14 protein-coding genes are annotated in these 19,817 nt (G+C 36.9%); 8 read left to right on the forward strand and 6 right to left on the reverse strand.

Annotated features, from left to right (window positions below; translation table 11 throughout):
• Positions 1-188: 188 nt before the first annotated feature.
• From DSM02_RS12095 to DSM02_RS12105, 3 genes are read left to right on the forward strand one after another with little or no spacing between them, the layout of a single operon-like run.
• On the forward strand, positions 189-1,346 hold the full coding sequence (locus DSM02_RS12095; RefSeq protein ID WP_128765878.1) for a sensor histidine kinase: 1,158 nt from the start codon (positions 189-191) through the stop codon (positions 1,344-1,346).
• Positions 1,343-1,930: an NUDIX domain-containing protein gene (locus DSM02_RS12100; RefSeq protein ID WP_128765879.1), complete on the forward strand. Its 588-nt coding sequence runs from the start codon at positions 1,343-1,345 to the stop codon at positions 1,928-1,930. The genes DSM02_RS12095 and DSM02_RS12100 overlap by 4 nt, the downstream gene beginning before the upstream one ends.
• A 32-nt stretch (positions 1,931-1,962) precedes the next feature.
• Positions 1,963-2,316, forward strand: coding sequence for a hypothetical protein (locus DSM02_RS12105; protein WP_128765880.1), 354 nt, complete (start codon positions 1,963-1,965; stop codon positions 2,314-2,316).
• On the opposite strand, the gene DSM02_RS12110 is transcribed toward DSM02_RS12105, so the two are convergent.
• Positions 2,313-2,702, reverse strand: coding sequence for an HIT family protein (locus DSM02_RS12110; RefSeq protein WP_128759779.1), 390 nt, complete (start codon positions 2,700-2,702; stop codon positions 2,313-2,315). The genes DSM02_RS12105 and DSM02_RS12110 overlap by 4 nt on opposite strands.
• Positions 2,703-3,053: 351 nt before the next feature.
• On the opposite strand from DSM02_RS12110, the gene DSM02_RS12115 reads away from it, so the two are divergent.
• The 3 genes from DSM02_RS12115 to DSM02_RS12125 all read left to right on the forward strand — a co-directional run bounded on the left by DSM02_RS12115 (position 3,054) and on the right by DSM02_RS12125 (position 10,987).
• Positions 3,054-6,467, forward strand: a complete 3,414-nt coding sequence (locus DSM02_RS12115) for a SusC/RagA family TonB-linked outer membrane protein (RefSeq protein WP_128765881.1) — start codon at positions 3,054-3,056, stop codon at positions 6,465-6,467.
• 13 nt (positions 6,468-6,480) lie between these two features.
• Entirely contained in the window at positions 6,481-8,340 is a 1,860-nt protein-coding gene (locus DSM02_RS12120; protein ID WP_128765882.1) for a SusD/RagB family nutrient-binding outer membrane lipoprotein, read from the forward strand.
• A gap of 67 nt (positions 8,341-8,407) precedes the next feature.
• On the forward strand, positions 8,408-10,987 hold the full coding sequence (locus DSM02_RS12125) for a carboxylesterase family protein (RefSeq protein ID WP_128765883.1): 2,580 nt from the start codon (positions 8,408-8,410) through the stop codon (positions 10,985-10,987).
• A 72-nt stretch (positions 10,988-11,059) separates the two neighbouring features.
• Here DSM02_RS12125 and greA read toward each other — a convergent pair whose 3' ends face one another.
• Positions 11,060-11,536, reverse strand: coding sequence for a transcription elongation factor GreA (gene greA, locus DSM02_RS12130; protein WP_128759778.1), 477 nt, complete (start codon positions 11,534-11,536; stop codon positions 11,060-11,062).
• A gap of 172 nt (positions 11,537-11,708) precedes the next feature.
• On the opposite strand from greA, the gene DSM02_RS12135 reads away from it, so the two are divergent.
• Entirely contained in the window at positions 11,709-12,158 is a 450-nt protein-coding gene (locus DSM02_RS12135) for a hypothetical protein (protein WP_128765884.1), read from the forward strand.
• A 105-nt stretch (positions 12,159-12,263) separates the two neighbouring features.
• Here the strand turns inward: DSM02_RS12135 and DSM02_RS12140 are convergent, their stop codons facing one another.
• Positions 12,264-14,480, reverse strand: coding sequence for a TonB-dependent receptor (locus DSM02_RS12140; protein WP_128765885.1), 2,217 nt, complete (start codon positions 14,478-14,480; stop codon positions 12,264-12,266).
• A 281-nt stretch (positions 14,481-14,761) separates the two neighbouring features.
• On the opposite strand from DSM02_RS12140, the gene DSM02_RS12145 reads away from it, so the two are divergent.
• A complete protein-coding gene (locus tag DSM02_RS12145; RefSeq protein WP_128765886.1) occupies positions 14,762-17,167 on the forward strand; it encodes a hybrid sensor histidine kinase/response regulator in 2,406 nt (801 codons plus the stop codon).
• On the opposite strand, the gene DSM02_RS12150 is transcribed toward DSM02_RS12145, so the two are convergent.
• The 3 genes from DSM02_RS12150 to DSM02_RS12160 all read right to left on the reverse strand — a co-directional run bounded on the left by DSM02_RS12150 (position 17,157) and on the right by DSM02_RS12160 (position 19,593).
• On the reverse strand, positions 17,157-18,521 hold the full coding sequence (locus DSM02_RS12150; RefSeq protein ID WP_128765887.1) for a sigma-54-dependent transcriptional regulator: 1,365 nt from the start codon (positions 18,519-18,521) through the stop codon (positions 17,157-17,159). The two genes, DSM02_RS12145 and DSM02_RS12150, sit on opposite strands and share 11 nt — an antisense overlap.
• A 352-nt stretch (positions 18,522-18,873) precedes the next feature.
• Positions 18,874-19,200: a hypothetical protein gene (locus tag DSM02_RS12155; RefSeq protein ID WP_128759773.1), complete on the reverse strand. Its 327-nt coding sequence runs from the start codon at positions 19,198-19,200 to the stop codon at positions 18,874-18,876.
• 66 nt (positions 19,201-19,266) lie between these two features.
• Positions 19,267-19,593 carry a hypothetical protein gene (locus DSM02_RS12160; protein WP_128765888.1) on the reverse strand — a complete coding sequence of 109 codons (327 nt, stop codon included), beginning with the start codon at positions 19,591-19,593 and terminating at the stop codon, positions 19,267-19,269.
• Positions 19,594-19,817 lie beyond the last annotated feature (224 nt).

Below are 19,817 nucleotides of genomic sequence, written 5' to 3' on the forward strand. Positions count from 1 at the left end.
TTGGGGCTTGTATGCTACCTCTAGGAGAGCCCACGTGGCATTCGTTAGAAACAAATTTTCAATTTCGCGGCAAGCCTCGGAGTATTAACCCCTTTGGCGGTGCCAATAAATACTGTAATGACTATCAACTTTGAGGTATTCCTCGAAAGATTATAATCTCGATTATTGAGTAAAAAGAACATGTTCCTATGAATTTTAATACAGATCAGCGCTTTATACGCTGGTTTATCATTTTTGCGGCAGTTGTCATCACTGCATTAATTCTCTGGAATGTCTCCTTGTTTTTTGACCAACTCAAACAGGCAGAGCGTGACCGCATGGAAGTATGGGCTTCATCAATGGAAGCTTTTAATACCGAGGACATCAACCAGTATTATGCACTAAGTCAGAAAATCAACTCCAAAAATCAGTATATACCTATAATCATAACCGATTATAAGGATAGCATTGTAAACAGCATCAATATTCCTGAAGGCGTTCTGGACGATCCTATTCAATCCCAGGAAATTTTGATGGAAATGGCCGCAGAAAACGATCCTATACGCATCGACATATTGGGTGGAGAACTTTGGTATGCCTATTACGGGCATTCTCCCGTGATCAATCAGTTGAAGTATTTTCCTGTAGTGCTTGTAATAATTGTAATCTTATTTATCGGAGTTATTTACTTTTTCTACGCCACCTCAAAAGCTTCCGAACAAAACCTGTTATGGGCCGGTATGGCTAAAGAAACAGCACATCAGATAGGAACTCCACTTTCCTCTTTAGTAGGGTGGACCGAAATTTTAAAAGCCGAAAATGTAAATCCCGAGTACATTGAAGAAATAAACAAAGACATCAACCGTCTAGAAACGATTACCGGCAGGTTTTCAAAAATTGGAAGTATACCGAAACTAGACGCAACAAATATTATCACTGAAACTCAGGAAGCCTTTGAATATCTTGCTAACAGAAGTTCAAAGCTTATAGACTTTGAAATCGATGTTCCGCCAAAAGGACAACTTTTTGTAATGCTGAATAAAGAGCTATACGCCTGGAGTATTGAGAATCTGGTGAAGAATGCCATCGATGCTATGAAGGGTAAAGGAAAGTTAACCCTAACCATCAAGCGAGACACAAGGTATGTTAGAATTTTGATTTCTGATACCGGCAAGGGTATTCCTAAAATGAATTTCTCAACTATTTTTGAACCTGGTTATACAACAAAAAAGCGGGGCTGGGGACTAGGCTTATCACTCACAAAACGCATTATTGAAGAATATCACGACGGTCAGGTGCGTGTGCTGAATAGTGAGATCAACAAAGGAACTACGTTTCAAATCGCTTTAAAACTTATTGAATCATGAATGATAATGTGAGGAATATGCAGGTGAGCATTCTTTCAGACAATTGGTACACTTTAAAAAAGGTAGAGTTTGAGTACCTCAACAACAGTAAACAATGGGAAAAGCAATCTCGTGAAGCTTACGACCGGGGTAACGGTGCTGTGGTTCTGCTTTATAATACCGATAAAAAAACGGTAATCCTCACACGACAGTTTAGAATGCCTACGTATCTCAATAAAAATAAAGACGGGATGATGATTGAAGCTTGTGCCGGCTTACTGGATGAGAACGACCCTAAAACGGCTATTTTAAAAGAAATTGAAGAAGAAACCGGATACCGTATAAAAACGGTTGAAAAAGTCTTTGAATCTTATATGTCTCCGGGTTCTGTTACCGAAATTCTCTACTTTTTTATAGCAGAATATTCTGAAAAAGAAAAAGTCTCAGAAGGTGGTGGCGCAACAGATGAAACCGAAAACATTGAAGTACTTGAATATCAATTCAAGGAGGCATTAGACCTAATTAAAACGGGCGCAATTAAAGATGCTAAAACCATTATGTTGCTACAATATGCTCAAATAAATCTGGAGAATCTTATGAAATAATTTAATTTCGCAAGACAACCAACCTATCTCCTATGGCTTCTAAGTACGTGAAATTTGGGGAATCCAAACTGCGTAATAACTGTCCTAAATGCTTTGCCCAAGATGGGCTCACGTTTACCTTTTTTAATAAGTTAGAGGAGAATAAGCTCATTAAACGATCTACTAAAGAAGTGAAGGGAGAGCTTAATTGCAGCCATTGTGAGTCTATGATATACCCCGGCCTTTGGACCGATGAGATCGACCGGGTATATTTATATAATCTGAAACGCTTTGGGAACCCTGACACCTACACGCGCTATAAGCCTTTAGCTATAATTATCTTAATCGCTATTGTAGTTGCCGGTGCAGCTGTGGCATTTGCCATTTACAAGTTTCAAACTCCTTAGAGAGCTGCCTGTATTTTTTCGGCTAAGGCTTTAAACGCTTCTGCTTCCATTTTAGTTTTTGAAATAAAACGAGCGTCTTCCATTGAAGTCAACGGAATCAAATGCACATGTACATGGGGCACTTCAAGGCCTATTACAGAAACACCTATACGCTTACACTCCACAACCTGTTCTAATGCTTTTGCAACCTTTCGGCTAAAAGCCATAAGTGCCATATAATCTGCTTCCGGAAGATCAAATATTTTATTTACTTCCTTCTTAGGAATACAAAGCGTGTGACCCTTTGCATTAGGATTTATATCTAAAATCGCGATGTGTTTCTCATCTTCGGCAACAATATAACCGGGGATTTCGCGATTGATTATTTTAGTGAAAATAGATGCCATAATTTCTGTTTTTTCTGGTAACAGTCAGTCAAAATAACTCTTCTAATATTAAAGACCAAATAATTATGATGCAACACACAAAAAATATTAACACCAATTTAACTACCGCTAAATTATAAATTATAAAATCCAAAATTTAGTTAAAAAATTAATTTTCGTTTAAAAAAACCCAAATAAAATACATAAAACTTTCTACAACAATTTATTTGTAAATGAATTAATAATTCATAATCAATCTGATTTTTGTCGTTTGTCGATGCCGCATTGTCGTCTGCCTATTTATTTATGTTTTTTTTTAGATTATCTGGTATTTAGTATCCTTAACATTTCAATCATACTAACATAACATTTATGAAACAAAAATTATTGCATTTAGTACTGCCAATATTTTTTCTGTGCATGCAAGGTATACACGCTCAGGAACAAGTGGTGACGGGAACAATTTTAGATACGGAAACTGGCACACCTATTCCCGGGGTTACCGTTGTAGTGAAGGGAACCAGTAACGGAACCGTATCAGATTTTGATGGGAATTACAGCATTGAGGCTTCTACTGATTCTGAGTTGATCTTCTCCATGATTGGATTTACAACTCAGGAAATTGCCATTAACGGTAAGAACAAATTAGACGTATCACTTGCAGTAAGCACAGAAGCCCTTAGCGAAGTAGTAATTACTGCTTTAGGTATAAAAAGAGAAACCAAAGCTCTTGGTTATGCCATGACCGAAGTAGAAGGTGAAGAACTAGCTAAAACCAATACCGTAAATCCAGTACAGGCTTTACAAGGAAAGGTAGCTGGTGTAAGTATTGGGGCTTCTGATGGAGGATTATTTGGTAATTCTAAAATCCAAATAAGAGGAGTTTCATCATTGAATTCTAGCAACAACCAGCCAATTTTTGTTATTGATGGTGTTATTCTTGACAATAACGTTTCTAACAACAGTGCAGACTGGTCAAATTCGGCTAATGATTACGGAAATATTCTGAAGAACTTAAATCCCGATGATTACAAAACAGTTTCGGTTCTTAAAGGTGCAGCTGCTACTGCACTATACGGTTCTCGTGGTATTAACGGTGTAATTCTTATTGAAACAAAAGATGGCTCTAGTGCTCGTGGAATAGGAGTTTCGGTTAAACAATCTATAGGTATAGACTACGTTTACAATACGCCAGATTTACAAAATGAATTTGGACCAGGAACCCTTGCTGGTTATGTAGATTATGGTAATCAAGATGCAAATAATAACTATTATCGTTTTGACACCAATCAATTTTATTACAATGAAGATGGTCAACGTACACTAATTAACCATGCAGGCGGGGGCTTAAGTTATGGACCTCGTTTTGACGGAGACTTGATTGAAGATTATGACGGAAGTTTAATTCCTTATGTTGCTAGAAAGAATAACATGAAAAATGCCTATGACATGGGGATTAACAGCAACACTGCATTTTCTGTAAGTGGGGGTAATGAAAAAGGAAACTTTTATCTTTCTGATTCTTACAACAAAAGAACAGGTACTTTACCAAACAATAGCTTTGAGAGAAATGCATTCTCTTTTAAAGCATCTTATAATTTAACATCTTGGTTAAAAGCAAGCGCAGCTATTTCTTACACACAATCTAATTCACAGAATGCGCAAGATGCGATCTCTCAAAACTTTTTTGAAGGAGGTTTTGAAAGAACCTATAATACTGAGAAATATACACAGCAAAGATTTTGGCAAGCATCTCACGGAGGTGTACCCAGTTCTGACTATGGTGATGAATTTGCGTTCGCTCCAAACAGAAGCTTATGGTTTAGCTACAATACACTAAATGATCAAAATAAAGAAACTGTAACCAGACCTATTATCACATTAACAGCAGATCCAATAGATTGGTTAACCATAACAGCACAAGTAAGCGCTAATGATTATACTACAAAATACGAATCTAAATCATTAGGAAGTGGGTATGCTAATGAAGGCGGTCAATATGTTTTAAATCATTCTAAAGATTTGACCAGAAATGGAAAATTGACATTAAACTTTCATAAAAATATAAACCAAGACATAACATCTAATTTATTAGTTGGTGCCGAAATATGGGATCAGGAAAAATCATTTAGCGATGTGAGAACCGATGGAGGTTTGATCGTTCCTGGAAGATTTTTTATGGATAATTCAAAAAGAAATCTAATTTCTGATGCGGGAATCTTTGGTACAAAACAGATAAATTCATTATATTTTCTATCTAGTTTTGGCTACAAAGATCAACTATTCTTAGACATAACGGGTAGAAATGACTGGTCTTCGGCATTAGTTTATACGGATGGTTCAGGTACTAATTCTTATTTTTATCCATCAGTTTCAACATCTTGGTTAACAAGCGAAACTTTTAATCTTCCAAGCTGGATAACTTTTAGCAAATTGCGTGCATCTTGGGCTCAAGTAGGTAGCGATACAGATCCATATGCTATTAATAACGGATATAGCATCAACAACTACGAGATGGCAGGTGGAGATTTTATCTATAATAACGGAGTTTCAACAACTCTAGTAGATAATAAAATTCAGCCTGAGCGTAAAAACTCTTTTGAAGTTGGAATGGATACTCGATTATTCAGCAATCGCTTAGGTTTTGATTTTGCATACTATAATGAAACTATTAAAAATCAGATTGGTTCTGTGCCAATTCCTGAAGAATCGGGATATGGTAATTTATTTACAAACATTGGAACATTAAGCAACTACGGTGTCGAATTGACTGTTTATGGAAGTCCTGTTAAAACTCAAAACTTTGAGTGGAATACAACCTTTAATTATTGGAATAACACCACAAAAGTAAAGGACTTACACGAAGACTACGGTGAGTTCAAAAAGTTAGGTGGTGATGTTGACTACGGTAACTTTAGGGTAGGCTCTGTTGCATTTGAAGGTGGCGAATATGGGGTATTAATGTCTGACAGTGCTATAAAAAGATGGCAATCTACAGATGCAAATGGTAACCCCATCGAAGATCCAAGAAACGGGATGAAATTATTAACTTATAGTGATTCTCGTCGCGGTGCTTATTACCAGCGCAGCGGTACTGTAGAAAAAGTAGGTAAAGTACAACCTGATTTTGAAGGATCTTTACTCAATGAATTTAATTATAAAGGTATTACTCTTTCTGTATTGCTTGATGCACGATTTGGTGGCAACATTGCATCTTACTCTAGCAAATATGGTACAGCTTATGGTTATTTAGATGCATCTTTAAGAGGTCGTGCTCCAGAATATGGCGGCGTAACCTGGACTTCACAATATGCCGATATTGCAAACAGAACCTATTCTGACGGTATAATACCTGAGGGTATTTTTCAAGAAGGCCAAACTGTTACCGCTCCCAATGGAAGCTCTGTTGATGTAGGAGGTATGACTTATCAAGAAGCTTACGAACAAGGTTACGTTGAGCCTACTCACGCTAGTTTCTACCATTACTTCACAAATGCTTGGAGTTCCGGGGTTGTAAATGACGACTGGTTTAGTGAAGTTAAATATATTGCTTTGCGTAACATTTCATTAGGATACAACCTACCTAAGAGCATTAGTGATAAACTCAACGCACGTAACTTATATATAGGTATAAATGCCAGAAATCTTGGTTATCTATATAACTCTTTACCAAACAATATAAATCCAGAGAGTTTTAGAGGTACAGCAAGCTCAGACTCATTTAGAGAACGATCCTTTGCACCGTACACTGCAAATTACACCATGACTATCTCTTTAGATTTTTAAAAAAAAGACTAAAATGAAAAAAAATATAACTCCATTACTAATTTTGCTAATGATCTTTGCTGCAAGCTGCGATAAAGATGATTTTGCAGAATTAAACAGTGACCCTTCTTCACTTTCAGAGCCAGATTTAAGATTTTCTATGACTAAATCTATAGAGCAAATGTATGGCAACGACTATACGATTTGGTTCTATAATAATTTTGACTATATATATCCTTGGACTCAAGTAGCTACTGCTGCAGCTGGAGGAGGAAATAGTGAAGCTGTAGTCGAGATGGGCGAAGTGGGAACTCAAAACATATACAATGCTCTTATTCCAAATACAAGAGATATAAGAGCTCGTATTGATGCTATGAGTGAATCAGAGCAGGAAGCTAGAAAAGCTCTCAGAGCCATGACATTCCCAATTCAGATACAACCTGCTATAACCATAACAGACCTTTACGGCTCGATGGTTTATTCAGAAGCTGGTCTTGCACCATATACAACGCCCGCTCTGCTTACACCTAAATATGATACTCAAGAAGAGTTATTTAATATCTGGTTAGACGAGCTTGATGCAGCTATTGAAGATTTATCAGCAGCAAATCAATTTGAGATAGGGGATCAAGATCTTATTTACAACGGTGACTACTTGAAATGGGCTAAGTTTTGTAATCTTCTCAAACTAAAAATAGCTGTCCGAATGATCAACACAGATTTTTCACGAGCTATTTCTATAGCAGAAGAAGTCGCAAACTCACCGGTTGGCTATATGGATGATGTAAGCGAAGACTTCATTTATAAACGCGGTATCAATTATAGAGGTACAGGTAACCCTATGGGAGTTGGAGCAGGATCTATAGAACTTATAGATTTTATGGCTGAAAATAAAGATCCAAGGCTGAAAGTTCTTTTTGATAAAAACTCATTTAATGGCGAGGTAGTTCAAGCATTTATAGATGCAGAACAAGAATTACCACCTTATGTTGAGCAATATGTGATGCTTGATAGCGATGGCAATTTTGAAGGCTGGTCTGGTCCTGGAGAACCTTGGGTGAGGTATTTTGGAGTACCGCTATCTCCTGATGCTGTTTTTAAAGCTGAAAATAATATCTATTTTAATCAAAATATTAACAATAGAATTAATATAGACGGAGTTGAAAAAGCATATGCTTCAACTTCTAATTTTGCTGAACGCATTACACGTACTGGAATTAATTTTACATATCCTACTAAGCCAGGTGGTCGTGTGATTCAGCGTACAGATAATTTTCCTCCACTACAAGTTATTTTGGGGTCTTCAGCTGAAACAAATTTATATTTAGCAGAATTCAAATTACTAGGAGCTTCTTTGCCTGATGATGCTCAAGGTTACTTCAATAAAGGTGTTCGCTATTCTGCTTTACGCTTAGACATGTTAGCAGAGAATAACGGTTTCCCCTATTATGATGAAGATCCTGTTTATAATGATGCAACACTTTCGCAGGCAGGAGCTACCAAATTGAAAGATGGAGAAATTGATAATCTATTGAGTCAGCCAGCTTACGATCTAAATAGTGATGGTTTAGAAAAAGTATATATTCAGCAATACATTAACTTTGCAGTTACTCCGGGAGATTTATGGACAACAGTACGTCGATCAGGAATCCCTAAAGCTTCTAGTGAATACTTGCCTAGAGATCCATTCTTAGCAGGAGGTTCTCCATTAACCGTTCCTCGTCGTTTTACAGTAAGAACACCTACTGAAGACAATAAAAACTTTGAGAATATGAGTGAGGCTTACAAGCAACAAGGCTTTACAACAGGCTCAAATGTGCCTCAAGTTTTAAATGCAGAACGCTTATGGTTTGACAAAGCAAACCCGAACTATGGAGCAGGACCTAAACAATAGGTCATAAATACTAAATCTAACGGGTCATTTAACGATGACCCGTTTTTTTAATTTAAACACTTACCTAATGAAATTTAACTGGCTTTTATACAGTTTGCTTGCTTTAACCTCTTTTTCATTTGCTCAAACTAAGCAAGGAAATATTGTTCAATATTTTGGAAAAGAAAAAGTAGAAGATGTTAGCGAAGGAACCATACTCCATTTATTTACTGAAGGTCTCATTTTAAAGAAAAAAGGATTCTCTTTTAGTAATGACGCAGTTTCAAGTAATCCTGTTTTCGCAGAAATACTCAATAAAAAATTAACTACATCAATACAAGAAATTAAAATAACAGATTCTTTTTCTGGAGAAACTCTTGAGTGGGAGCCCTTAAAAACACAGGATAAAAACGAGTTTAACGATCGTGGTTTACGCTCAGGATATTTATATCTTGAGTATAATTCAAAAATTGAACAAACCATACTTTTTGAGGCTTCAGGTCACACAAATGTTTTAATTAACGGGCTTCCTCACGAAGGCGATCATTATGACTTTGGGTGGAATTTGATTCCTGTAAAACTTAACAAAGGTAAAAACGAATTTATACTTTCTGGAGGACGGTTTGCAACCATGCGTGCCAGACTCTTAAAAGCTGACCATCCTTTTCAATTCACAAAAAGAGATCTTACACTTCCAGACCTTTTATTAGAAGAGTCTAAGCCAGTATATGGTGCAATTCGAGTAATGAACACAACAGATAAATGGTTTAAAAACGGAAAGATTCATGTAAAAATAGAAGATACTGAAATTACGACTCCGGTTCCTAATATATCCCCTCTTATCGTTAGAAAGGTTCCATTCAAAATAGCAACGCCAGATGGTTTAGTTGATCAAGAAACCGTAAATGCTTATATAACACTACTTGATAAATCTGGAAAAATACTAAGTACAGACACCTTAGAACTCGTAGTAAAATCAAAGTACAAACATCACAAAAACACCTTTATAAGTCACATAGATGGGAGTGTACAATATTACAGCGTAGCTCCTTCTCTTAACAAAGACTCACCTAATCAAGCTTTATTTTTCTCTGTTCACGGAGCTTCTGTAGAAGCTGTAAACCAAGCAAATGCTTACAAACAAAAAGACTGGGGACATTTAGTAGCACCTACAAACCGCAGACCCTATGGTTTTGCGTGGGAAGACTGGGGAAGACTTGACGCTTTAGAAGTTCTTGATGAAGCCGAAAAATTGTTTAATACAGATAAACAACACACCTATTTAACAGGCCATTCTATGGGTGGTCATGGTACTTGGTATCTTGGCGCGACGTATCCAGACCGTTTTGCAGCAATTGCTCCTTGTGCTGGTTACCCTGATCTGCTGCTATACCGCAACAATTCTATTGAACGTATGAAAGAAATGCCTACTGAAAATTTCGATAGGTTTGGTATAACAAAAGATGAGTTTTTAAAGAAAGTGACTCTATCTTTTGACAATGATACAGATGCACTTTTAGATTCTATTATTCGTAGAGCCGGCAATCCAAGCCGCACACTAAAATTAAAACGCAACTACCTGCACTATGGGGTTTATATTTTACACGGAGAAAAAGACAATGTTGTTCCAACTTCAATTGCAAGAGATATGCGAGAAACTCTAGGGAAATTTCATAATGATTTTGCGTATTACGAATATCCAGATGGCCAGCATTGGTATGGCGATGAGAGTGTAGATTATCCATTGCTTTTTGATTTTTTTAAAGCCCGAAAAATTAAAGCTCCAGAAGACATCGATGAGATTGAGTTTTCAACTGGATCCCCCGGAGTTTCTGCTAGTTCTAATTATGTGAGTATTTTTCAGCAGAAAAAACCCTTTGAAATAAGTTCGTTTCAATTGAAAAAAGAAAAAGGTAAACTAGATATTAATACAGTAAATACTGCTTTATTAAAATTAGATTTACAGGATGCTGCAATTACAAATGATACTTTATTGATAGACAACCAGCAACTGGTAATCGCATCTAAAGAAACAGTTTATTTAGAGAAAAAATCTAAACAATGGACTATTACAAAAGCCCCAAAAACTTCTGAAAAAAATCCCCACAGAAATGGCGGATTCAAAGACGCCTTTAGAAAAAAAATGGTATTTGTATACGCTTCAAATGGATCTCAAGAAGAAAACGACTGGTATTATAATCGTGCTAAATTTGATGCTGAAAAGTTCTGGTATCGTGCAAATGGTTCGGTAGAGATTATAAGGGATCGCGATTTTGAACTTAGTAATTATCCAAATCAAAATATAGTTATGTATGGAAATAAAAATAATAATAGTTCTTGGAACAAGATTTTGAAATTCTGCCCCATACAAGTAAGTAATAATTTAATAAAAGTGGGATCTAAAAAACTTGAAGGAGATCAATGGGGTGCTCTTTTTATTTATCCTCGAGATGATAGTGATACAGCAAGTGTAGGGGTCGTTACTGCAACGGGAATAAAAGGGATGAAAGGCGCTTATGCAAATGATTATTTAGAAAATGGAACGACTTTTCCAGATGTATTGATTTTTGACGACACAATGATGAAGTCTGGTATTTCAGGCGTGAAATCCAGTGGTTTCTTTGGTAATGACTGGTCTGTTGAAGAAGGTGACTTTATCTGGAGATAGTTAAGTTTAAAAGCTGAGTTCAATAAAAAATATCATAATTGAACTCAGCTTTTAATATCAAAATCAACAGTATTACGTTCTGCTTATTTCAAGAATATCAAACTTCATCGTACCATTAGGCACACTTACCTCTGCGACTTCGCCTACTTTTTTTCCTAATAAGCCTTTTCCTATGGGAGAATCTACAGAGATTTTTCCGCTTTTCAAATCAGCTTCACTTTGCGCAACCAACTTATAGGTCATTTCCTGACCGTTAGTCTGGTTTTTAATTTTTACTGTAGAGTGGACCAGCGCTTTTGAAGTGTCTAATTGCGACTCATCAATAATACGTGCATTTGACACGATCTCTTCCATTTTAGAGATACGCATCTCTAGCATTCCCTGAGCTTCTTTTGCAGCATCGTATTCTGCATTCTCACTCAAATCCCCTTTATCACGAGCCTCTGCAATAGCTTGCGAAGCCTTAGGACGCTCAACATCTTTTAACTGATTGAGTTCGTCTTTTAATTTTTTTAGTCCTTCTGCGGTATAGTATGATACTTTACTCATAACTTCGTTTATTTATGCACAATGCGATGTATGTAATTATCGTTTAACAATTGTGTTTATACTATGGTAAAGTCTTACCCTGATATATAAACACAAAAAATCCCATTAATTAACGGGATTAAGTGTTGCTAATATACGAATTTATTAATTGTTACTCCTAAAATCTTATAAATTGACAATCTCATCTGTTACTAAAATCCTAAAAAGAGGACTATTAACCGCTTTATTCTGCACGCTGACATTTTCGTGTAGTTCTGACGATAACCGCATCAACAACCCTAATGTTAATCCTATCTCATTCTCTATTAATTTAAACACAAACTTCCCAGAATATAGCCAGTTACAATTTCCTGGAAATGCTATTTATGTTGCTAATGCAGGCATACGCGGTGTTTTTGTGATAAATACGGGTTCTTCTATACGCGCCTGGGAAGCAACCGACCCCAATCACGTGCCCAATGCTTGTTCTACAATGAATTTAAATGGAGTAGAAGCAACCTGCTCTTGTGAAGACAACACGTACACCTTGTACACTGGTCAGGACACCAGCCAGGAATTATCTTACACACTTATTGAATACCGGGTTTCACAAAATGAAAATAATATAATTATTTCAAATTAAATATTCACTAGCCGTCTCCGTTAAGAGTATTTAAAAAATAGTTCTCGATTATTGAATAAAAAAAGCCGGCAAATGCCGGCTTTAAAGATTGCCTCCCAAGGTTCCCTAAAATCGTACAGTCGCTCCTACTAAAAAGTTGATTTTAGCCTGCGGATAATACCCGGCACCTTCAAGGGTAGTAACGGTTCCCGGATTTGTAAAATCATCATCATAAGTGAAAAAATATCCATTAGACACATATTCTTCGCTGAAGATATTATTAACCAAAGCCGTTAATGTAATCGACTTAGCAAAGCCGATTCCTTCTAAATCATACTGAAAGTTTAAATCATTTATAAAATAAGCTTCAAGCTTAGAACTTGCGGCATCTATATTACCCAGATATTGCTCACCAACATACTTAGATAATAGCGAAAAACGCAACTTCTGAATCGGGAAAAAATCAATTCGATTACCGGCAACAATGTTAGGAGAAAACGAAATATTGGTATTTCCCAGATTCTGCAAGACACCGTCTCTTTGAAAGAAAAAATCTCGGTTTTTATTAGTACTTAAAGCCACGTTTGGTGAAATCGCAACCTGACTTCCTAACTGGAAACCGGCTTCTACTTCTACACCCAGACGGTAACTAGAACCGCTATTTTGGCGTATCGCCGCACCCACATCATCTATCGCTCCGGTAAGCACCAACTGATCCCGGTAATCCATATAATACACATTAGCATAAATACGCGAACGATCTTTAGTAAAACGATATCCCAGTTCAAAATCGTTTAAAGTCTCTGGTACGGGATTTCCATTTTCAAAATCAGTACGGTTAGGTTCGCGGTTTGCTCTGGCATAAGAAGCATATACTTTACTCGATTCATCAACGGTAAATGTCACACCCGCTTTAGGGTTGAAAAACGAGTAATCTTTATCGATTCTAAAAGGGGTAGTATCATCCGCCAAGCCGTCTGTTTTATAGGTGATAAAACGTCCCTGCAAGTCTCCAAAAATACTCCAAGTGTCATCGATTCTCCAGGTTGCTTTAGCAAATGTTGTAAACTCATTTTTATCTGCTGTACCATTATAGTACCGATAACCAGCCTCTTCTGTTTGTGAGAAATAACGTGCCCAGGTGATCTCACCATAATGATCACCGGTATAAATACTACCAAAAACTCCTGCATCAAAATCAATGTTTTTATCAGAGTAATTGGTGGTCAAATTCGCAACATAGTAGCGATTATCTAGCCAGCGACGGCGTATCAAATCTGTATCTGCTTGCAACTCTCCATCAATTTCATAAGGCTCCCAGCCTATGAAATCAAAAGTAGCATCATTAGAAAAATTCACATTGGCATAATACCAAGAGTCTACATACTCTTCAAAAAAGCCGCGACCCATTGTATAGTTTAATGCAAGGTTAGTAGACCAGCCCCCACCATATTTTTGATTCCATAATAACTGCACGTGGTCTTGCTTATAATTGTCTACCTGATTCTCATAAAAACCTTCTAAATTTCCAGCATCATCATATTGAAAACCTATAGGGTTATAGGTGCGGTTGGTTTCTAAAGTCTGTTTATCGATACCATTCCAAGATTGATACGTAATCTCGTGACCTCCAAAAACAATTGCTTTAAGCAGTGTGTTTTCATTACGATATTCTCCTTGTAAAAAATAAGATTTCAAGTCAGAACTCGCCCGGTCTACATAACCATCAGATTTTATGGTCGAAAGCCTTCCGGAAAAACTAAAGTGATCGCTAATCAATCCGGTACCAAATTTCACATTCGCTCTGCGGGTATTAAAAGATCCGCCTGAAGCGCTAACCTGAGCATAAGCTTTATCTTCTGCCGCATCGGTAAGAATATTCAAACTTGCACCAAAAGCTCCGGCTCCGTTAGTAGAAGTCCCTACCCCACGTTGCAACTGCACACTTTGTATAGAACTGCTAAAATCTTGCAGGTTTACAAAAAAACTACCCAGACTTTCTGTATCATTATAGGGGATCCCGTTAATGGTCACGTTAATCCCTTGATTCCCTGTTCCGCGGACACGAAAACCCGTGTACCCCACTCCTGCTCCTGCGTCTGATGTAGTTACAACGCTAGGCAGATAATTGAGTAAAATGGGTAAATCCTGACCCAGATTACGCTCGTTAATTTCCTCTTTAGAAAGATTGCTGTAGGTGATGGGTGAATCTGCATCTACCCGGATTGATTTTACAAGTACCTCATCGAGTTTGTTTACAGATGTGGTGTCTTGCGGTGTTTGTTGTGCGAGTGCGCCAAAAGTTGTCAAACTGGCAGCACAGGCGAATAAAAGTGATTTCATTCGTAAAAATTTTTACGAATAAAAGGGGCGATTATTCCGTGTTACTATTAGTTAATAAAATGCAATGTTGCTTAAAAACAACCCGGTCCTCACAGGTATTTTAAGCGATTCCCTTGGCGGCATTATCCGCCCAGGTTCATTGGGTATGATCTCAGCTCGCTTTCTGAATAAACAGAAGTTTAAGCACCCCTTTGAGATTAGGCGGCAAATGTAATGCAATATTTCTGCTTTTATAAAAAAATTAAGGTGTTTTATTTTAGGGTGGCTTAATTTTAGAACCTATGAAAAATACCAAACGCTCTATAACACTTAAGGTTTTGACAGGCTATCTGCTAATAGGTTTGCTTATCTTTTTTGCGATTTGGTTTATTTATCCGCAGATTAAAACCTTTCTATATCCTCCTAAAAAAGAACAAGCCACTAATCAAAAGCTCACCTTTACCAGCAATGCGCTGAGCTATCTTTATGAAGCTGAGACGATAGGTAGAACAGCGATGGCGACGGGTTCTCAGAATCAATTTGGCAAATATGAAGTTCTCGTTGATAGTATCACCATTCAGCTAGATTCTTTACAAGGTATAACAGAAACCAAAGAACAAAATGAGCAATTAGACAGTATCAAAATGTTGTTGTCAAACAAGACCAGTAACATCCGCTCAATGGTGCGCTTACGCGAAGAGCAATACTCCCGTAATTATTATGATGAAGCGCTTTCTGAACTCATAAAAGAAGATATTTACTTTGAAGATTATGCTAATGATCCCCGCTTAGATTCTGTAGATGCCTATACAAAAAAAGTGATTGTTGATATGATGGAATACATCAGAAAAGACAATACAGATAAGGATCAGAATATGGCTTCAATGGCACAAACTGTACGCAAGACTCTGGCAAAAATAGAAACCCGAAAGAAAGAACTCGAAATCAACATCATAAACCGTGAAAATACGCTACTTGCCAACGACCGTGACATCAACCTTAAGATCAGAAATCTTCTGAGTACGCTTGAACGTGAAGGAACGATGACAGCGAGGCAGCGCGAAGCTCTACTCAATAGCCGTATTGAAGAAATCTCTAATACCTTAAAAATTATAGGTGGCATCAGTATTATTCTTGCTTTAGGCTTTGTCATAATGATTTTTAAAGATGCGTCCCGCAGCCAGCAATACAGTACTGAACTTGAAAAAAGTAACGCCGTTGCGCAATCCCTATTAAAGAGTAGAGAACAATTAATGGCGACAGTGACACATGATATGCGCTCTCCCCTCAATACGGTTTTAGGCTTTACAGAATTGCTTAAAAAGACACCTGTTGATGCTAAACAATTACGGTATTTAGATACTGTTCAAAAATCTGGGGATTATATTTTAAAACTGGTTAACGATTTACTTGATTTTGCAAAGCTGGAAGCCGGTAAGATCACTATTGAAAAAATACCGTTTAACCCTAAAAAATTGATTGAAGATGTCGTTGCAGTAAGTTTACCACAACCTATAAAATCTGGCGTTGAAATTAGCACTGAGATTTCTGAAGAGGCAAATCAAATCTTTCTAAGCGATCCTTTTCGCATCAAACAAATACTCGCCAACCTCATCACTAACGCTTATAAATTCACTGAAAGTGGAAGCATCAACATTACTGCACAAATTGTAAAAAGCAGTCTGAAATTTGAAGTAATTGATACCGGCCAGGGGATTCCTAAAGAAAAACAGCAACTCATTTTTAAAGAATTTTCACAGGCAGAAGAAACCACACAGCGCAAATTTGGCGGTTTTGGTCTTGGCCTTTCCATATCAAAAAAGTTAACTAAACTACTTAAAGGGAAATTATCTTTAAATAGTACTCCAGGCAAAGGAAGTACATTTACCGTTTCTATTCCTGTTGAAAAAACAGAACAGCAAGAGTCTGTTAAATCCGTTTCAATTTCAAATAAAAATCTAAATTCAATTGAACGTATTCTAATCGTTGATGACGAACCAGTACAAATCAAACTTACTCAAGCTACTCTAGCTCCTTATGACTTAGAGACAGATACTGCAAACAATGGAGCAGAGGCTTTAAAACTGCTTAAAACAAAAAAATACGACCTCATCCTTTCAGACATACAAATGCCTGTTATGGATGGAATTGCCCTAATTAAAGAACTTAAATCAACAATTGAAACCGCTCAAATACCTGTAATTGCTCTGAGTGGAAACGGGACGCTCAAACAAGCAGATTACAAACATTTTGGCTTCGCCGAAAACTTAAAAAAGCCATACAAACCAGATGAACTGGTTCAAGCTATCAGCACGATAAGTGCTTTAGAAAAAAAGAAAATTGAATCCAATCCAATTGTCTTAAAATCTAACTCTGATTTATTCAGTATTGAACAATTGAAAGAATTTGTAGGTGACGATAATGAAGCTTTAAAGAGTATTCTTACTGTGTTTTGTGAGAGCACTGAAGAAAGTTTAGAGAGCTTAAACGCACAAACTATAGACATCAAATCTATTAATGACACTGCACATAAAATGCTTCCGATGATGCGACAGCTTGAAGCTTCAGGGATTGTCGCTATTCTTGAAAAATTAGAAAAACCCACACTTCAAAAGATTCCGAAGGCAGAGATACAATCAGCTATATTAAGCGTTAAGGAAAAATCTAAAACCTTGGTAGATTTGCTAAGACAAACTCTTACAACTTAATATTGTAGTGCTTGAGTTTATTGTAAAGTGTTTTGCGATCAATATGAAGAAGTCTTGCAGCTTTGCTTTTATTACCCCCGGTTTTTTCCAATGCATCTAAAATAAGCTCCTGCTCATTTTTAGAATTAAAGAGTGCAAACGGCTCATCTTTTATGCTTTCTTTTGAAAGCATTATTTCGCGAGGCAAGAGTTTTAGAGGAATAATAGCATCTTGCGTTAATAAAACAGAGCGCTTTACGATATTCTTCAGTTCTCTCAAATTCCCCGGCCAGTCATATCTTTTTAAAGCCTCTATAGCTTCATCACTAAAACCGGTCACCTCTTTCTCAAGTTCTGCATTGGCTTGATCCAAGAAAACATTTACAAAAAGCATCAAATCTTCCTGACGATCACTCAGGCGTGGCATTTCGATTGAAAATTCATTCAATCTGTGATACAGATCTTCTCTGAATTCATTCTCTTTTATAGCTTCCTCCAGATCTTCATTGGTAGCAGCAACCACACGTATATCAACCGGGATTTCCTTGTTACTACCCACCGGTTTTACTTTTCGCTCCTGTAAAGCTCTAAGCAGCTGCACCTGCAACTCGTAAGATAGATTTCCTATTTCATCTAAAAAAAGTGTACCTCCATTAGCTGCTTCAAAATGCCCCACTTTGTCTGTAACTGCTCCTGTAAAAGAACCTTTAATATGACCAAAGAATTCGCTACTTGCTAGTTCTTTAGGTATTGCACCGCAATCAACAGCTATAAATGGCTGATCGCTACGTTTGCTTTTATCGTGAATACTTTTTGCAACATATTCTTTACCAGTACCGCTATCGCCAATTATCAAAATAGACATCGTAGTAGGTGCTACAAGGTCTACATATTGATTGAGTTTTGCTGCGGCATCACTTACCCCTTTTATAAAGTTAGCACTTGTTGCAGATGCAACTTCCCCATTTTTCTTTTTTGGATTTTGTTTTGGCTCAGAAGTGCTTTGTGAATTTTCCTGAATATTGAGGGCTTTATCTATAATCTTCAAGAGTTCATCAGGACGTACCGGTTTTGAAATATAATCAAAAGCGCCGGCCTTCATAGCTTCTACAGCTTTATTAATTTCGGCATAACCGGTCATTAATATCGCCGGGATAGCTGAATACTTCTCTTTAATGAAATTCAAAATACTAAGTCCGTCATCATCTGGCAAACGAACATCTGTAATCACCAGATCTGTCGCTCCTTCATCTAATATTTTGTAAGCTTCACCAGCTGTAAACGCACTTTTAACTTCAAAGCCTTTTTTACCGAGAAAGGTCTCAAGCATTTTACAAAAGGCAACATCATCTTCTATAAGGAGTATTTTAGACAAGGTAGATAGTTTTAGTAAGTCACCTTGGGCAAGCCCAAAATGTATTAAAAAGAAACAGCTTTTGACTTCAAGGCAAGCCTTGGAGTATCTCAATCTCAATTATTATGTTAAAAGTACAAATACCATTAACTGCGGTAACTAATAAAATCATAAAAAACGTTAAGAAAATATCTTTCGATTCTTATGATCTAGACACTTGAATTTGAAAATAAACTACCTCGCGGCAAGTCTCGGCGTTTTAAACCCATTAGCGGTGCCAATAAAACATAAAAAAGCCCCGATTCTCATCGGGGCTCAATCTTGAATTTTTAACCATTCTATTTATTAAAAATTCAAATTAGGGAAACCTAACCTACTCTTTTGGTTCGATCCATTCACCTGCAGCATTTATATATGCAGTTTCTGGCTCGGCCCCTTCTGTTGCTAATGTTAATTTAAAAGTTTTATTTTCTGAGTCAACCCAGGCTTCAGTTACATCAGCTCCAGTTTTATCCTCTTCAACTGCTTTAGTCACAGTTACAGGTAAATCTGAAACTTCAATTTTAGTGTATCCATCTACCGGAGCTTGTAATTCTGTAGTAGCTTGCGCTACATCTCCTGTGGTTTCTTGAGCTGTTACTCCTTCTGCTGCAAAAAGCATTGTTGCTGCTGCAGCTACGGTCATTACTAGATTTTTCATAATCCTATATTTTGTGCACACACTGGTGCTTTGATTAAAATTGATTTATTAAAAGGGAGACTCTTGTTACTGAATCTTTACCCATTTACCTTCTTCATTGATGTAAGCCGTCTCTGCTTCTGCACCTTCTGCTTTCAACATCAATTTATAAACGCTCAATTCTTCATTGAAATACGCTTCTTCAACTGTAGAACCTGCTTTGTCAGTTGCTACTGCATTAGTAACTGTTTCTGGTAAAGCTGAAGTTTCAATTTTCTCAAAACCATCCTGTACAGGTGCTTGCACTTCAGTCTCAGTCATTGCTACTTCAGATTCTGTTTCTTGTGCTGTTATGTTTTCTGTAGCGAAAAGCATTGTTGCTGCTGCGGCTACGGTCATTACTAGATTTTTCATAATTCTATATTTTCTTGTTTATTGTTATTTTATTTGAGCTGTTTCAGTTACAAACTCATTTAACTATATAGCAAAACCGTACCATAGCAACTGCAGTACAGCTCAGCCCCATTAAGTAGCTGATTATGGGACAAATAAAGAAATGTGATAAAAAAGGCTTTGTGTAGAAGAAGAGTATATTCCACAAAAAAAGTGTAGAATTAATCTACACTTTTTAATAAATA

The organism is Leeuwenhoekiella polynyae, from assembly GCF_004104075.1.
In the GTDB taxonomy this organism is placed as follows: Bacteria; Bacteroidota; Bacteroidia; order Flavobacteriales; family Flavobacteriaceae; genus Leeuwenhoekiella; species Leeuwenhoekiella polynyae.

Excerpts from the sequence above, each read along its gene's own strand:
- DSM02_RS12095 (WP_128765878.1), top strand. The coding sequence starts at position 189 with ATGAATTTTAATACAGATCAGCGCTTTATACGCTGGTTTATCATTTTT.
- DSM02_RS12100 (WP_128765879.1), top strand. The coding sequence starts at position 1,343 with ATGAATGATAATGTGAGGAATATGCAGGTGAGCATTCTTTCAGACAAT.
- DSM02_RS12105 (WP_128765880.1), top strand. The coding sequence starts at position 1,963 with ATGGCTTCTAAGTACGTGAAATTTGGGGAATCCAAACTGCGTAATAAC.
- DSM02_RS12110 (WP_128759779.1), bottom strand. The coding sequence starts at position 2,702 with ATGGCATCTATTTTCACTAAAATAATCAATCGCGAAATCCCCGGTTAT.
- DSM02_RS12115 (WP_128765881.1), top strand. The coding sequence starts at position 3,054 with ATGAAACAAAAATTATTGCATTTAGTACTGCCAATATTTTTTCTGTGC.
- DSM02_RS12120 (WP_128765882.1), top strand. The coding sequence starts at position 6,481 with ATGAAAAAAAATATAACTCCATTACTAATTTTGCTAATGATCTTTGCT.
- DSM02_RS12125 (WP_128765883.1), top strand. The coding sequence starts at position 8,408 with ATGAAATTTAACTGGCTTTTATACAGTTTGCTTGCTTTAACCTCTTTT.
- greA (WP_128759778.1), bottom strand. The coding sequence starts at position 11,536 with ATGAGTAAAGTATCATACTATACCGCAGAAGGACTAAAAAAATTAAAA.
- DSM02_RS12140 (WP_128765885.1), bottom strand. The coding sequence starts at position 14,480 with ATGAAATCACTTTTATTCGCCTGTGCTGCCAGTTTGACAACTTTTGGC.
- DSM02_RS12145 (WP_128765886.1), top strand. The coding sequence starts at position 14,762 with ATGAAAAATACCAAACGCTCTATAACACTTAAGGTTTTGACAGGCTAT.
- DSM02_RS12155 (WP_128759773.1), bottom strand. The coding sequence starts at position 19,200 with ATGAAAAATCTAGTAATGACCGTAGCTGCAGCAGCAACAATGCTTTTT.
- DSM02_RS12160 (WP_128765888.1), bottom strand. The coding sequence starts at position 19,593 with ATGAAAAATCTAGTAATGACCGTAGCCGCAGCAGCAACAATGCTTTTC.